We start from the raw sequence: 15,026 nt of genomic DNA on the forward strand, positions 1-15,026 counted from the left end.
TAATGTAGAATCTGTTATCCCTTGTATCCAAAAGCGAGTGAAAGCCAGTCCAGAAGAACTTGTTGAAGCGATGGAAGGAAAGTTGTCACTAGAAGATCGCTTCCTCTTAGACCAGAGCTTAGAGGAATATCAGATGTATCAGGAACTCATTGAAAAATTGACCGATGAGATTCAACACTACATCGAAAAGGAGTTTCCCTGAGGAAAATAGGATACTTCAAACCATTCCTGGTGTGAATGAAAACTGTGCTGCCACTATTCTAGCTGAGATTGGACCAACTGTTATAGCCTTTCCATCCGATGCACACTTAGCATCCTGGGCTGGACTATGCCCAGGATCTTATGAGAGTGCTGGCATTAAAAACTCCTCACACATTACGCAAGGAAATCGCTATATCAAACAGGCTTTGACCATGTCGGGATTAATTGTAGCACATTCTAAGGATCCAGCTTTTTCTTCTTTTTACAATCGAATTTCCCAAAGAGGAAGCAAGATGAAGGCGATTATTGCTTGTGCTCATAAGATTCTCAGAATCATTTACAAACTACTCTCCACCAAACAGACTTATCAAAAAGAAAAGGCGATAGGACTGAGGAAACAGTTCTATCGCCCAAACTAAAAAATTTCAATTACAGTATAGCACAGGAAGTGATTTTTTGCGCTTTTTTACTGTCTTTTTTCAAATAAAATCCCCTCAAAAGAGGAGATTGAATTAGTCTTGAATATGACGATCTAAGTTCTTCTGATAATCAGCATTTGATTTGGCTTTTTCATCAGCAAATTTCTTGCGGAAGTCATCCATTTCTTTAGACGTTACAATCTTGTCTTGTAATTTTTGGTACTTGTAGCTGTGTTCACTTGTCTTATCGCCTACCCAACCATCTGCACCGCTACCTGGAACTTTCTTCGTTATTAGCATTTGGGCACCATCTGAGTGTACAGGAATAACCAAGGCACTATCTGTTAACCAAGCTTGAGCTTTAGCATATTTAGAATAACGTTTTTGCAGATCTATTTTCTCACCACTAGCATCCGTAATTAACTCTTTAAACTTATCTAAACCAACAGCTTTGATTGCCGGATTATCTGTACCTGGTGCTACACCAAGTGCTCCTAGAAGAGTTGGGCCAGATGTTGGATCAAATACATCTAAATAGGTTGATGGATCTGCATAATCCGGACTCCAACCACTATTTACATTGATATCCCAATCAGTATTGTTAGTCGATGTTGCAAATACTGTCATATTTCCCAATTCATCATCAGAAACTTGTTGAATGTCAATCACTATATTTTCAGAGCCTAAGGCTTCCTCAATGGATTGTTTATAAGATTGGGCTTGACGAATAAAATCTGTCTGAGTAGAGGAAACTGGAAGGTCTAAATGAACGGGGAACTGTACTCCATCGGATTGAAGTGTTTTCTTAGCAACTTCAAATTTAGCTTTAGCCTTGTCTACATTATGAAGTGAATCTTGTGCATCATCAAGACTGACATCTTTCCATACATCATCTAACTTATCCAGTTCTGCCTTAGCTACTTGCCCAAATGACTGCTCTCCAACTTGGACAAATGTTGGAGGGGTAAAACTTGTACGTAATTTACGAGGTGCCACTTCGTCCCCAAATACTTGAGATACTGCAGCCGTACGATCTGCAGCGAAAGCCAAGGATTGACGGAAATCTTTATTCAACAAAGCCTTTTTAGTGGATGATTTTTCCGCATCACTTGTTTTAGCAGTATGGTTATAAGCTTCACGATCGATATTAGTTGAGATATAGAAAGTTCCGCCTCTTTGTGATCCATACACAATATTATCCTTGTATTTTTCTTTTAGACGTTCATAATTGGCAGAATTTTTAAAGAGAGGCGCCGCTGGATAATGTCCTTCATCAAAACCACGTCCAAGAGAATCAGCATCCTGACCATCAAAGAAAGATAATTTAATATCATCAATAAAGACATTTTGCTTATCCCAATAGTTTTGATTTTTGGTCATCTCAATAGAAGATTTAGATGTCAATCCCTTGAGGAGGTAGGCACCATTATAAAGAATGCTTGTTACATCAGTCGCCTTCCCAAAGTCATCTCCTTTAGAAGCCAAAAAGTCCTCGCTAATTGGGGCAAGAACGCCCATTGTTGTCTTGGAATTCCAAAAAGATTCTGGATGGTTCAAAGTGTAAACAACCGTATAATCATCTGTCGCTTTTACACCAACAGTAGAGAAATCTGTTGTTTTCCCATTGACATAATCGTCCAAACCTTGAACTGAGTCTTGAACCAGATAAAGAGCCTGTGATTTCTTATCTGCTGCGTGCTTCAGACCAGTTACAAAGTCCTGAGCCTTGACTTCACCGTACTCTTCACCCTCATTGGTATACCACTTAACACCCTGGCGAATTTTATAGGTATAGGTCAAACCATCTTTGGAAACAGTCCAATCTTCTGCAACCGATGGAATTAGGTTTCCATATTGATCATTTTCTAGTAAACCATCAATAACATTACCTGTAATCTGTTTAGTGCTGACATTCCCAGAAACTGTATAATCCAGAGTCGTAGGGTCTGTAGAGAAGACATAGGTATAGGTAACAGGTTTAGTAGCATCTTTACCACCTGTTGAACACGCTGCTAGCATAGCCGCCGAGAGTATAGCTACACCAGCTGCTAGAAAAACTCGTTTTTTCATAGTAAGGACTCCTTTAAACATTTTATGAGTTCATTATAGCACTTTTAAGAAGAAAAGTAAGGAAAACAATCTCAATATTATTATATTTTTCAAAAAACCAATCAATTATTTTTTTAAAGTGCTTACATCTAATTGGATGTCTTTATTTGGCTTGTTTTTGTGATATAATAGTCTTATCTTTATGTAGAGGTAACGTTATGAAAGAAACTGTTTATTTTGGAACTTATACACGTCGGACTTCCCAAGGGATTTACAAGGCTGACTTTGATACAGAAACTGGTCAGCTTTCAAACCTAGAGCTTTTTGCAGCTGAGCCAAGTCCAACCTACCTTGCCTTTGACCAGCACCAACATTTATACACCGTTGGTAGTCAAAATAACAAGGGGGGCATTGCAGCCTATCAAACTGACGGGACTTTATTAAATCATGTCGTGGAAGAAGGAGCTCCCCACTGTTATGTTGCTGTTGATGAAAAGCGTGATCTGGTATATGCTGCCAACTACCACAAAGGACAAGTTCTTGTTTATAAACGTCAGGAAGATGGGAGTCTTCTACTTAGTGATATGGATCAACACAGTGGACAAGGTCCACATGAAAATCAATCTTCACCCCATGTTCACTTTACAGATTTAACACCTGACCACTATCTAGTGACCTGTGATTTGGGTACTGACCAAGTCATCACTTATGACCTTGATCAAGAAGGGAAACTGTCTAAACTCTATACCTACAATAGTATTCCTGGAGCTGGTTCTCGTCATATCGTTTTCCATAACCACTATAAAATCGCTTATCTGATTTGTGAACTCAATAGTACTATCGAGGTTTTAATTTACGATGGTGTTGGCGAATTTGAACGCATGCAAGTGATTTCAACTTTACCAGAAGCTTACGAAGGCTTTAATGGAACCGCTGCTATTCGTCTCTCTAAAGACGGTAAATACCTCTACGCTTCTAACCGTGGCCATGATTCTATCGCAGTATATACCATCCTTGCGGACGGTAGCTTAGAGTTATTAGAAATCGTTCCAACGCATGGTCAGACTCCGCGTGATTTTGATTTGACACCCGACCAAAAATTTCTCATTGTTGTCCACCAAGACTCTGACAATGCAACTGTCTTTAAACGTAATTGTGACAATGGTCGTCTAGCAGAACTCTCCAACGACTTCCATGTTCCAGAAGCAGTCTGCATCCGTTTTGTTCCTTAAGAAAACATAAAAAATGAACTTGGAATTTTCAAGTTCATTTTTTCTTATAGTCTATTTCCGACATTAATACGGTTAATGGCACGTTGCAGTGCAATCTTCGCACGACGTTCTTGGTCAATCAAGTGTTTGTCTTGTGCTTCTTCAATTGCACGTTCTGCACGAAGTTTGGCACGTTCTGCACGACTGATATCGATATCACGAGCACGCTCTGCAGAGTCAGCGACGATTGTGATCATATCATTGGCAATTTCAATAACGCCACCATTTACTGCAATCCAGTTCACGTGATCTTGGTCATCAATACGTTTTACCTTTACTTCATCAACTGCTAAAACCGCAATCATATTTTCATGTCGTGGCAAGATCCCCATCTCACCATCCAGAGTTCGAACCGATACATAGCTGGCATGGTGATCATAGACGAGACCATCTGGTGTCACGATCTGGACAGTTAACTGAGCCATAGATCACCTCTTAAAATCCCATTTTTTCAGCTTTTGCAATCACATCTTCGATAGAACCTACACCACGGAAGGCATCTTCTGGCAAGTGGTCATGTTTACCATCAAGGATTTCCTTAAAGCCACGAACAGTTTCAGCAACTGGAACATATGAACCTGGCTGACCAGTAAATTGTTCCGCAACGTTGAAGTTTTGTGACAAGAAGAACTGGATACGACGGGCACGAGCCACCAAGGTTTTTTCTTCATCAGAAAGCTCATCCATACCAAGGATAGCAATGATATCTTGCAACTCATGGTAACGTTGAAGGACACGTTTTACTTCAGCAGCAACTGCATAGTGCTCTTCTCCAACGATTTCAGGTGCCAAGGCACGTGAGCTTGAAGCAAGTGGATCAACGGCTGGATAAATACCCAATTGTACCAACTTACGTTCCAAGTTTGTTGTTGAATCCAAGTGAGCGAAGGCTGTTGCTGGCGCTGGGTCAGTATAGTCATCCGCTGGCACATAGATAGCCTGGATAGAGGTTACAGACCCCTTCTTAGTTGATGTGATACGCTCTTGCAATTGACCCATTTCCGTAGCAAGTGTTGGTTGGTAACCAACGGCTGATGGCATACGACCCAAAAGGGCAGATACTTCTGAACCAGCCTGAGTGAAACGGAAGATATTATCGATAAAGAGAAGCACGTCTTGGCCTTCTACATCACGGAAGTATTCAGCGATTGTCAAACCAGTAAGGGCAACACGCATACGTGCTCCTGGCGGCTCATTCATCTGACCAAATACCATGGCTGTTTTCTCGATAACGCCTGATTCTTTCATTTCCCAGTAAAGGTCATTCCCCTCACGAGTACGTTCCCCAACACCGGTAAATACTGAAATACCACCGTGTTCTTGGGCAATGTTGTGAATCAATTCTTGGATTAAGACGGTTTTACCAACTCCGGCACCACCGAAGAGTCCAACTTTACCACCTTTTAGATAAGGGGCAAGAAGGTCGATAACCTTAATCCCTGTTTCAAGGATTTCAGAAGAGGTAGACAACTCATCAAAAGTTGGAGCTTTTTTATGAATTGGCTGACGCTCTGCGTCTTCTGTAAAAGGAGCTTCCAAGTCAATGGTATCTCCCAAAACGTTGAAGACACGTCCCAAAGTTTCTTTACCTACTGGCACAGAGATTGGACGACCTGTGTCCAATACTTCCATTCCACGAGTCAACCCATCTGTTGATTCCATGGCGATAGTACGGATCATACCATCTCCCAACTCCAAGGCTACTTCAAGGACGATTTTTGTTTTTCTTTCGTCATTTTTGTAGACGACAAGTGCATTGTTAATCTCAGGAAGTTTTTCCCCTGCTGCAAACAAGACGTCTACAACGGGACCGATAACCTGAGCAATTTTACCTGAACTCATCTCCTTCTCCTATTCTATATAAGATACTGTCGGTTCCTAGCTCAACTAGGCCCTAAGTTCATTTTCATACGAGCTGGACTAAAGCCTATTCTAAGGCACTAGCTCCTGCTACGATTTCTGTAATTTCTTGTGTAATCGCCGCCTGTCTGGCACGGTTATACTGAATTGTCAAATCATTGATGACTTTCTTAGCATTATCAGTCGCTGTTTGCATGGCTGTCATACCGGCAGCATTTTCAGCTGTCTTGGCATCGATAATAGCACCGTAAATCATACTTTCTGCAAACTGAGGCAACAACTGCTCCAAAATTTCTTCTCGGCTGGTTTCCAATTCAAAAGTCAAGCTGTAGTCTTCATCCGCTTCATTGGGATCCAAGTCAACAATCGGAAGCATTTGTTCCACACGCATTTGACTGGTTAGCGTATTGACATGGTGGTTGTAGCAAACATAAAGCTCATCAAAGAGTTCATTTTGGTACATTTCAACAGTTTTTGAAATGATCTTACGAACTTGATCAAAGCTAGGTTGGTCTGCCAAGCCACGTAGTTCATAAAGTGGTTGAATACCACGAGCTTTAAAGAAATCAGCTCCCATTCCACCGATACAGATCATTTCAAAACCTGTACCGTCTGGGTGGTATTCTTCCGTCAACTCCATAACAGCTTTCAGAATAGAAGAATTATAACCTCCAACCAAACCGCGATCTGAAGTGATGACGATATAGCCTGTCTTCTTCACAGGACGGCTAATCAACATAGGATTAGTTGAACCACCAGCTCCATTACCATGAAGAATATCTGTCAAGAGCTTGCGAACTTTTTGAGCGTATACTTGGAAGTTGCGTGCAGCTTCTTCAGAGCGACCTAGCTTAGCAGCCGATACCATTTGCATGGCATTAGTGATTTGACTCGTATTTTTTGTTGAGGCGATTTTTGTTTTAATATCATTTAGAGATACTGCCATCTGACACCTCTATTCTTATTGGAAGCTGGTTTGATTGAGAAACTCTGTAATCGCAGCATCCAAGACTGCTTCTTCTGGCAAGTCTTTTGTATCACGAATGGTTTCTAAAATCTCTGGATGTTGAGCATCAAAGAAGGTATGGAACTCTTCCTCGAAACGAACGATGTCATCTACTGGAACAGTATCCAAGAAACCATGTGTCAAAGCATAAAGAATGGTTACTTGTTTCTCAACAGGTAATGGTTTGTGAACAGGTTGTTTCAAAACTTCAACTGTACGACGTCCACGGTTCAACTTAGCCTGTGTTGCTGCATCCAAGTCAGAACCAAACTTAGTGAAGGCTTCCAACTCACGGTATGAAGCCAGGTCGATACGAAGTGTACCAGCAACCTTCTTCATGGCTTTGATTTGCGCAGAACCACCTACACGAGATACAGATGAACCCGCGTCGATGGCTGGACGAATACCTGCATTGAAGAGACCATCGCCAAGGAAGATTTGTCCGTCAGTGATAGAAATCACGTTGGTTGCGATATAGGCAGAGATATCTCCTGCTTGTGTCTCGATAAATGGTAGGGCTGTAATTGATCCACCACCAAGTTCATCAGAAACTTTAGCTGAGCGCTCAAGCAAACGACTATGAAGATAGAATACATCCCCTGGGAAGGCTTCACGGCCTGGAGGACGACGAAGCAAGAGAGACAGTTCACGATAAGCTACCGCTTGTTTTGAAAGATCATCATAAACAATCAAAACATGTTTCCCTTGGTACATAAATTCTTCTGCCATGGCAACACCAGCATAAGGAGCTAGGAAGAGCAATGGAGATGGTTGTGAAGCAGAAGCTGTCACAACGATTGTGTAGTCCAAGGCACCGTACTGACGAAGTGTTTCTACTTGCGTACGAACTGTTGATTCTTTTTGCCCAATCGCTACGTAGATACAGATCATATCTTGACCTTTTTGGTTCAAGATTGTATCAATCGCAATAGTTGTTTTCCCTGTCTGACGGTCACCGATAATCAACTCACGTTGACCACGACCAATCGGTACAAGGGCGTCAATAGCTTTCAAACCAGTTTGCAATGGTTCTGATACAGACTTACGTTGCATAACACCAGGAGCTGGTGCTTCAACTGGACGAGTTTTATCTGTGTGGATTTCTCCAAGACCGTCAACTGGACGACCAAGTGGGTCCACAACACGACCAATCAGACTTTCACCTACAGGGACTTCCATGATTTTACCTGTACGGCGGATTGTATCGCCTTCACGGATATCTGTAAAGTCACCTAGGATGATAATACCAACGTCTGTTGACTCCAAGTTTTGAGCCATACCATAAGAGCCGTTTTCGAAAATTAACAACTCTCCACTCATGGCATTTTCAAGGCCGTGAGCACGCGCGATACCGTCCCCGATATAGGTTACAACACCTGTTTCAGTCACATCAAAATTGGGTTTGAAATTTTCAATTTGTTGCTTAATTAAAGCGCTGATTTCTTGTGCGTTAATTGCCAAAAGAACACCACTTTCTATTTCAAATTTTCTTTAACAACTTTAAGTTGTTGTTTAATACTCACATCAATTGTCTTGTGATTGGCAAAAATGACAAAACCACCAATGAGACTTTCATCGATTTCTTCTTTTACACTCCTTACTTTCAGAGACATTTTTTTCTCAATCAAAGGGAGCAAGCGACTCTTTTGTTCATCAGTTAGAGGATGAGCAGACGTAATCGTCACTTCAAATCGATTTGTTTCTTTTTCAAGTCGGTTCAAGCAATCTACAAGCACATCATAAAAAAGATTTGCTCTGTGATTGTAGGCCAGAACCTGGATAAAGTTTTGTATTAAAGGTGACACAGAGTCTTGGAAAAAAGCAATTGTTTTTTCCTTGTCAGACTCGTCTACTGCCACTTGTTTTAAAAAAGAAGGCAGACCTGTTTCTTCAGCAACTTGCTTCATTTGAGTCAAGTCTGAAAAGATACGGTCTTCTTCTCCTTTTTCAAGTACCAATTGGACAAAAGGCATGCTGTATTTTTCAATTACCTTTACTGTTTTCTTGTCCATTAAGCTTCTCCTAGCTGATCGATATACTGATCAATGAGTTCTTTATGGGCATGACCGTCAAGGTTTTGTGAGATGATTTTACCAGCCAAGCTGATGGTCAAATCTGCTACCTCACCCTTAACACTTTGTAAAGCTTCAGCTTTATTTTGAGCAATTTCTTGGTTTGCTTTTTCTTTTAAGCGTCCTGCTTCTAGTTTAGCATCTGCTAAAATACTAGCCTTACTTTGCTCAGCTGTTTCCTTTGCATTTTCAATGATTGTCTTGGCTTCTTTGCGGCTGCCTGCCAATTCATCTTCACGTTTCTGAGCTAAGGCTTCTGCTTTTTGACGTGCCTGTTCAGCACTGTCAATATCAGTAGCGATTTTTTCAGCTCTTTCTTCGAAAATGCCTGTAATATTAGACCATGCAAACTTTTTAATCAAGACTAGCAAAAGAATAAAAGAGCCAGCGATTAAAATAAAGTTACCAATCAATTCACCTACTGTAACGTGCATCAGTTACTCCTTTCTACTCTTCTCCATCATTTATCTTATTTCCTAGGTACATAGAAGACAACATGGTAAACACATAGGCTTGGATGCAGGAAATAAAGACAGAAAAGGCTGTCCAAGCCAAGTTAGCACCAAAAGCAACTGGATACCAATAGAGAGCTTGATGAGATAGAGTGATCAGCAGACTAGCCATCACCTCTCCTGCAAAAATATTTCCGAACACCCGCAAGGCAAGTGATAAAAAGTTGGTAAACTCTTCTAAGATGTTCATGGGAGTCATAAAGCCAGGTGTGATATAGGCTTTTAGATATTTTTTAATCCCACGACGACGAATACCCTCGATGTGTGTCAATAAAATAACGCCGAATGATAAGGCCAAGTCATACTGTAAATTTGCAGTTGGAGATGTCCAAAGATTGGTTCCATCTGTAGACTGGATCTTAGCCATCAAACCGAGGTTATTTGCCAGTACCATAAACAGAAATAGACAAAGGAAAAAGAGCGAGTAGTCTTTCATGTAGCTTTTACCAATGTTAGGTTCTGTAAATCCAATAACAAAGTCATAGAAATACTCAAGTACATTTTGCTTTCCTTTGGGTTTCAAGGTCATATTGCGACTCGCCCAATAAATAAAGACAAAAATAACTCCCACAATCAACAAGGTCATGGCTAACATGGTCAAATCAAAGGTAACAGGACCAATAGAGATGGTTGGAGTAATACTTTCTTCCATCTAAAATCCTCCCTTTTCTTCTCGTTCCGTTTGTCTATTTGATGATGAATGAAAAGACGAGGGTAACCAAGAACGTTCCTTCAATAAAGGCAATCCCCATAATCATCAAGCTACGCAATTCAGAAATAATATCTGGCTGGCGAGCTGCAGATTTAAGCAAACCGTTCATCAAAAAGCCTTCCGCAAGGGATACACCCATACAGGCAAGACATAGACCAAAAAATGTTAAATTCATGATAAATTCTCCTTTTGAATTAAAACTTACTTACTTAGTGTAGTCCTAAAATTTCGATTTGTCAACTTTTTTTGCACATTGGAAGCGTTTAATGAAAATTACTTCCATTTTCTTTCGTATTTCACTCTATTCTGAAAAGCTTGTGTATATTTACTGAAGCTAGCAAGTCTTACCTGTAAATTTAATGAAAGCAACACAAAATCCGAGAGGGGAATCTCGGATTAAGGTCAATTTAAAAAAATAGAGAGTTTTCTGCTTATTCAATTTTTTCAAAATATCGACGACATCACTTCTTTTCTTAACCTGATAGGACTTGATTCCCAATTTCTCAGCTGCGATTGTATTGTCCTCAATATCACCTAGAAAGACACAATGTGTAGGATTTAACTGGCATTTATCGAGAATCCTCTTCATACTTATGTCAAGAACCCCTCATTGCCTTATACTTTCATATTCTCCTTACAAATCTTTTTGGTAATAATATCTTTGCCCAATGTAGGGATAGTCTTGTAACCTAAAGACTTCCTTGTAGCCATGCCTTTTATAAAAATCTGGAGCTTGAAACTGGTAAGTATTGACAAAAGCAAAACGACAGTTTCGATTCTTAGCTTCAGTTTCTGCCTGTTGCAATAGTTTTGAGCCAATTCCTTGTCCTCGTAATTCCTCTTTTACAAATAAATACTCGATTTCTAGCCAATTCCCAAAAGTCTCTGCTATCAAACCTGCCAGGAGATTGCCCTTTTCATCTTCGACATAAAGATTAAGTGGCTCACTTTCAGCTTCTTCTCTTTTTGAACGGTTATAAGCACGAATCAAATTCCCAATTTCCTGCGCTTTCTGGGATTTCTTATTTTCCAATCTAAAGTACATCTAAACCTCCTTAAACACTGTTACAGCTTGATTATAGTCTTATTTCAATAGACTGTCAAACTAGCAAAAACCCACCAACCTAAGTTGATGAGTTTCAAATCTATTTTCTAAATTTCCACTGGCTATAAATCCCGAAACCGATAATCCAGATAGCTGATCCGATTGCTCCTACAAATGTAGACTCTTGTAAAAAGAGGGTTACAAAGACAAAGGCAAAGAAGAGCATGGTTAAGGGATTTAGGAAACGATAATGGGGCATGAGATAGCCATCCGCCATAAAGTCTGGTGACTTGCGGTATTTAAGGTGAGCCACCATAATCAAGATATAAATGGCGATATAGACACCTGATGATGATGCCGTAATCAAGGCAAAGGCATCCGAAACACCTGGCAAGACGTTGATAAAGGCTGCTAGGGCAATCAAGATTGCTGAGGCAATGATGGCATTTTGTGGTACATTGTGGCGAGAAAGAGTATCTGCTTTAATAGCCTTTAGGAAGCGATTTGGCGAATCATGGGCAATCTGGTACAAATGACGACCTGTTGAATAAAGGGTTGAGTTAAGAGCAGATGCTGCTGAGGTCAAAACGACGAAGTTAATCAAGGCTGCCGCCCACTTGACACCGGCCAATTCAAACACTGTAACAAAGGGAGAATCAGCCGATGCAAGTTCACGCCAGGGAATGATAGCCATGATGGCTAAGAGGGCACCACCGTAGAAAAAGGCGATACGCAAAGGAATTTCCTTAACGGCTTTTGGCAAGACCTGACGTGGATTTTTGGTTTCAGAAGTTGTGACCCCGATAAACTCAATCATAAGGTAGGCAAAAAAGACCATCTGGAAGGCCATGACAAAGTTGACACCTCCATTTGGGAAGAGGGAGAAATTGTCAGCAATATTGGCCAAACTTGCTACTCCGTGAGGTGTCTTAAAGCCTGTCAAGACCATAAAGACTCCTGTTGCAATCATAGCTAAAATAGCCACAATCTTAACCATCGCAAACCAAAACTCAACTTCCCCAAAGAGCTTCACCGCAATCAGATTAACCAAGGCTAGAATGGTCAAAAATCCAATCTCAATCATCCAACTCGGCCAAGTTGGGAACCAAAATTGCACATAATGTGCGATAGCAGTGATTTCCGCCATACCGATAAAGACAACAGATAACCAGTAAGACCATACTGAGAAATAGCCCCAGCCCTTACCCAAATGGCGCGTGATAAAGTTGATAAAGGTATGTTGCTCAGGATCTTGGTAGAGCATTTCCCCAACCGCACGCATCATGAGGAACATGAAAGCCCCAGTAATCATATAAATCAGTACAATGGAAGGACCTGTCAGGCTAATAGAGCGACCCGCTCCCAAAAAGAGTCCTGTTCCGATTGTTCCAGCGATGGCCATAACCTGCACATGACGATTGGTCAGACCACGCTCCATCTTGTTTTTCTTCTTTGAACTCATATAGTCTCCAATTCAATTTAAAATGGAAAAAGGAGTGAGTGAAGCGCACAGCCTCCCCACTCCTTTTTTCTGTTTTTAGGCTGTTTTTTCAACCTTTAAGATTTTTACATCATAGCTACCAACAGGTGTTTCAATGGTTGCTGTGTCACCTGTTTTCTTGCCGATCAAGGCTTGTCCAATTGGGCTTTCATTTGAAACCTTACCTGCAAAGGCATCTGCACCAGCTGAACCTACGATAATATAAACTTCTTCTTCGTCCTCACCAATTTCTTGGATGGTGACTGTTTTACCAATCGCTACTTCGTCTTGGGCAACTGCGTCGCTATTGACGATTTCAGCATAGCGAATTTTTGTTTCCAAGCTAGAGATTTGTCCTTCGACAAAGGCTTGTTCATCCTTAGCTGCTTCGTATTCACTGTTTTCAGAAAGGTCTCCGTAGGAACGGGCAATCTTAATGCGTTCTACCACTTCTGGTCGGCGGACCAATTTCAATTCTTCTAATTCTTTTTCAAGTTTTTCCTTTTCCTCAAGGGTCATAGGATATGTTTTTTCTGCCATTTTTCTCAACTTTCTTCTGATGATATTTTCGAAAGAAAATTATGTGAAGCATCACATAATTTTAGTTTGTTTAGTTTAATTTGCTGTTGACATGTTCAGCGACATTGCGGTCGTGGTCTTCTTGATTATTAGCATAGTAGACCTTACCTTCTGTGACATCTGCTACAAAGTAGAGGTTATCGCTCTTAGTTTGATTGATGCTTGACTCAATCGCATCCAGACTTGGACTATCGACTGGACCAGGCATGAGACCTACATTTTTATAAACATTATAAGGTGAATCAATGTTGGTATCAATCGCAACATCCTCAGCTAGGCTGATATTTTGCCCCAGTTTTCCTTGGGCATACAAGATTGCAATATTACTTTGAAGTGGCATATCACGATTCAAACGATTGTAGAATACACCTGCAATGAGCTTACGATCTTCTGTCTTGGCACCTTCTTTTTCGACCAAGGAAGCAATGGTCAACAACTCATTGACAGTCAAGTTTTTAGATTTGATAGTACTATAGTAAGGAGATAGGTTCTTATCCATAGCAGCTAACATCTCATCAATCAAGCTCTCAACAGTTGTGCTTTCCTTGATAGAGTATGTAGCTGGGAAAAGGTATCCTTCCAAACGATAACGAGCCCCACTTTCCTTTGTAGGCAAGCTTTCAAGTAGACTAGGATATTTGGCAACTTCTTGACTAATAAAGCTATCATCTTGAACTTTTGCTAGGAAAGCATCCGCTGTCAAAGGCTCTTTGAAGTCACCTTGCAATTGACCCACAGCTTGAGCAATCTGATCCAAGGTATAACCTTCTGGAATTGTCAAAGTCGCAAGGACAGGTTCTTGTGGTTCATCTGTTCCACCTTTTTGCAATTCATGGATGAGATCTTCTGTACTCATACTCTTTTGCAAATTGTAGTAACCTGCTTTCAAATCGGTATAATTTTTATACTTGGCATAAAAGCTAAAAATCAGACCATGCTTTACCAAACCAGCTTTTTCAAGTGTTGTACCGATTTCTTGAACGTTTGAACCTTCAGGAATTCCAACAGTAACATATTTCTTAGAATTAGCATCGATAGGCTGTAAAGATGACTGAACATACTGGTAACCGAAGTACCCACCTGCTGAAAGCAAGGCTAGGAATACAAGGAATGAAATCACAAAAGCTTTCACATGTGACTTCTTCCCTTTCTTAGCCTTAACTGGCTTGTCCATTTCTCTACGACTACGACGTGGTATATCGCTAATAATATCCACTGTTTCTGTAGCAGGCGTAGGTGTTTCTGGACCTGCTTGTTCTGCTTTTTTCTCTGCTGTCTTATAGGAAACAGCTACCCTTGTTGGGGTTTCATTGTATTCTCTTTCCAGTTTCTTAGGTCTAACAGGTCCTGGTCTTGATCCACTTTCTTCCGCTGGAGAAGAAGGTACATCTTGACTTGGATGGGTTGGGGCAGCAGGAGTTTCTCTTTGAATCTCATCTGCTGGAGAAGTTGGTACATCTTGACTTGGGTGAGTAGGCGCAGCAGGAGCTTTTCTCATAATTTCCTCTACCGTTGACAAGGAATCAGCCATGAGTTCTTCAGCTGAAGGTTCATTTGCAGGAGTAGGAACTACTGCCTCATCTTCTTTCAGAACTTCATCATAGCCTTTTACTTTTTCTAAATCTCTCAGAATCTGCTCTTTAAAGCTTAATTTTTCTTCTTCTCTTGACTTTTCACTCAAAAGTTTTTCCTCCTTGTTGACAATCCATAATATTATATCTTAAAAGTCCAAGAAAAGCAACCTATGATACTTTTCCTAGCTTATTTTTTATACTCAATGAAAATCAAAGAGCAAACTAGGAATCTAGCCGCAGGTTGCT

Annotated in this window: 16 protein-coding genes; 3 read left to right on the forward strand and 13 right to left on the reverse strand. The window is 40.6% G+C overall.

Annotated features, from left to right (window positions below):
- Both WKI42_RS06470 and WKI42_RS11055 read left to right on the forward strand, forming a co-directional pair.
- Positions 1-202, forward strand: a 202-nt coding sequence (locus WKI42_RS06470; RefSeq protein ID WP_368081478.1) for a hypothetical protein, incomplete at its 5' end; no start/stop codon positions are given.
- Positions 165-620 carry a transposase gene (locus WKI42_RS11055; protein WP_369076742.1) on the forward strand — a complete coding sequence of 152 codons (456 nt, stop codon included), beginning with the start codon at positions 165-167 and terminating at the stop codon, positions 618-620. The genes WKI42_RS06470 and WKI42_RS11055, both read left to right, overlap by 38 nt.
- Before the next feature lie 93 nt (positions 621-713).
- On the opposite strand, the gene WKI42_RS06475 is transcribed toward WKI42_RS11055, so the two are convergent.
- The gene (locus WKI42_RS06475; protein WP_368081479.1) at positions 714-2,690 is read right to left on the reverse strand and encodes a peptide ABC transporter substrate-binding protein; all 1,977 of its coding nucleotides are present in this window, start codon (positions 2,688-2,690) and stop codon (positions 714-716) included.
- Positions 2,691-2,887: 197 nt separating this feature from the next.
- On the opposite strand from WKI42_RS06475, the gene WKI42_RS06480 reads away from it, so the two are divergent.
- Entirely contained in the window at positions 2,888-3,901 is a 1,014-nt protein-coding gene (locus WKI42_RS06480) for a lactonase family protein (RefSeq protein WP_368081480.1), read from the forward strand.
- A 44-nt stretch (positions 3,902-3,945) separates the two neighbouring features.
- Here WKI42_RS06480 and WKI42_RS06485 read toward each other — a convergent pair whose 3' ends face one another.
- The 12 genes from WKI42_RS06485 to mltG all read right to left on the reverse strand — a co-directional run bounded on the left by WKI42_RS06485 (position 3,946) and on the right by mltG (position 14,887).
- Positions 3,946-4,365, reverse strand: coding sequence for a F0F1 ATP synthase subunit epsilon (locus WKI42_RS06485; protein ID WP_368081481.1), 420 nt, complete (start codon positions 4,363-4,365; stop codon positions 3,946-3,948).
- 10 nt (positions 4,366-4,375) lie between these two features.
- Positions 4,376-5,782 carry a F0F1 ATP synthase subunit beta gene (gene atpD, locus WKI42_RS06490; protein ID WP_261052619.1) on the reverse strand — a complete coding sequence of 469 codons (1,407 nt, stop codon included), beginning with the start codon at positions 5,780-5,782 and terminating at the stop codon, positions 4,376-4,378.
- A gap of 85 nt (positions 5,783-5,867) precedes the next feature.
- On the reverse strand, positions 5,868-6,746 hold the full coding sequence (locus tag WKI42_RS06495; protein WP_368078973.1) for a F0F1 ATP synthase subunit gamma: 879 nt from the start codon (positions 6,744-6,746) through the stop codon (positions 5,868-5,870).
- A gap of 15 nt (positions 6,747-6,761) precedes the next feature.
- Positions 6,762-8,267, reverse strand: coding sequence for a F0F1 ATP synthase subunit alpha (atpA, locus tag WKI42_RS06500; protein ID WP_125456593.1), 1,506 nt, complete (start codon positions 8,265-8,267; stop codon positions 6,762-6,764).
- 14 nt (positions 8,268-8,281) lie between these two features.
- Complete coding sequence (locus tag WKI42_RS06505; RefSeq protein WP_368081482.1) at positions 8,282-8,818, reverse strand: F0F1 ATP synthase subunit delta; 537 nt, start codon at positions 8,816-8,818, stop codon at positions 8,282-8,284.
- Positions 8,818-9,312 (reverse strand): F0F1 ATP synthase subunit B, encoded by a 495-nt coding sequence (gene atpF, locus WKI42_RS06510; RefSeq protein WP_175880934.1) that lies wholly within the window; start codon positions 9,310-9,312, stop codon positions 8,818-8,820. Before atpF ends, WKI42_RS06505 begins: the two co-directional genes overlap by 1 nt.
- A 13-nt stretch (positions 9,313-9,325) precedes the next feature.
- A complete protein-coding gene (gene atpB, locus WKI42_RS06515; RefSeq protein ID WP_368081483.1) occupies positions 9,326-10,042 on the reverse strand; it encodes a F0F1 ATP synthase subunit A in 717 nt (238 codons plus the stop codon).
- 34 nt (positions 10,043-10,076) lie between these two features.
- Positions 10,077-10,277 carry a F0F1 ATP synthase subunit C gene (locus WKI42_RS06520; protein ID WP_175880936.1) on the reverse strand — a complete coding sequence of 67 codons (201 nt, stop codon included), beginning with the start codon at positions 10,275-10,277 and terminating at the stop codon, positions 10,077-10,079.
- A 459-nt stretch (positions 10,278-10,736) separates the two neighbouring features.
- Positions 10,737-11,147 (reverse strand): GNAT family N-acetyltransferase, encoded by a 411-nt coding sequence (locus WKI42_RS06525; RefSeq protein WP_368081484.1) that lies wholly within the window; start codon positions 11,145-11,147, stop codon positions 10,737-10,739.
- A 100-nt stretch (positions 11,148-11,247) separates the two neighbouring features.
- Positions 11,248-12,609, reverse strand: a complete 1,362-nt coding sequence (locus WKI42_RS06530; protein WP_023938452.1) for an amino acid permease — start codon at positions 12,607-12,609, stop codon at positions 11,248-11,250.
- Positions 12,610-12,684: 75 nt separating this feature from the next.
- Positions 12,685-13,167 carry a transcription elongation factor GreA gene (gene greA, locus WKI42_RS06535; protein WP_000818760.1) on the reverse strand — a complete coding sequence of 161 codons (483 nt, stop codon included), beginning with the start codon at positions 13,165-13,167 and terminating at the stop codon, positions 12,685-12,687.
- Between the two features lie 70 nt (positions 13,168-13,237).
- Positions 13,238-14,887 (reverse strand): endolytic transglycosylase MltG, encoded by a 1,650-nt coding sequence (gene mltG, locus WKI42_RS06540; RefSeq protein ID WP_368081485.1) that lies wholly within the window; start codon positions 14,885-14,887, stop codon positions 13,238-13,240.
- Positions 14,888-15,026: the final 139 nt, after the last annotated feature.

Source organism: Streptococcus pseudopneumoniae (assembly GCF_038148935.1).
Lineage (GTDB): Bacteria > Bacillota > Bacilli > Lactobacillales > Streptococcaceae > Streptococcus > Streptococcus pseudopneumoniae_U.

Coding starts and splice junctions, on each gene's coding strand:
- WKI42_RS11055 (WP_369076742.1), top strand. CDS start 165: ATGAGATTCAACACTACATCGAAAAGGAGTTTCCCTGAGGAAAATAGG.
- WKI42_RS06475 (WP_368081479.1), bottom strand. CDS start 2,690: ATGAAAAAACGAGTTTTTCTAGCAGCTGGTGTAGCTATACTCTCGGCG.
- WKI42_RS06480 (WP_368081480.1), top strand. CDS start 2,888: ATGAAAGAAACTGTTTATTTTGGAACTTATACACGTCGGACTTCCCAA.
- WKI42_RS06485 (WP_368081481.1), bottom strand. CDS start 4,365: ATGGCTCAGTTAACTGTCCAGATCGTGACACCAGATGGTCTCGTCTAT.
- atpD (WP_261052619.1), bottom strand. CDS start 5,782: ATGAGTTCAGGTAAAATTGCTCAGGTTATCGGTCCCGTTGTAGACGTC.
- WKI42_RS06495 (WP_368078973.1), bottom strand. CDS start 6,746: ATGGCAGTATCTCTAAATGATATTAAAACAAAAATCGCCTCAACAAAA.
- WKI42_RS06505 (WP_368081482.1), bottom strand. CDS start 8,818: ATGGACAAGAAAACAGTAAAGGTAATTGAAAAATACAGCATGCCTTTT.
- atpF (WP_175880934.1), bottom strand. CDS start 9,312: ATGCACGTTACAGTAGGTGAATTGATTGGTAACTTTATTTTAATCGCT.
- atpB (WP_368081483.1), bottom strand. CDS start 10,042: ATGGAAGAAAGTATTACTCCAACCATCTCTATTGGTCCTGTTACCTTT.
- WKI42_RS06520 (WP_175880936.1), bottom strand. CDS start 10,277: ATGAATTTAACATTTTTTGGTCTATGTCTTGCCTGTATGGGTGTATCC.
- WKI42_RS06525 (WP_368081484.1), bottom strand. CDS start 11,147: ATGTACTTTAGATTGGAAAATAAGAAATCCCAGAAAGCGCAGGAAATT.
- WKI42_RS06530 (WP_023938452.1), bottom strand. CDS start 12,609: ATGAGTTCAAAGAAGAAAAACAAGATGGAGCGTGGTCTGACCAATCGT.
- greA (WP_000818760.1), bottom strand. CDS start 13,167: ATGGCAGAAAAAACATATCCTATGACCCTTGAGGAAAAGGAAAAACTT.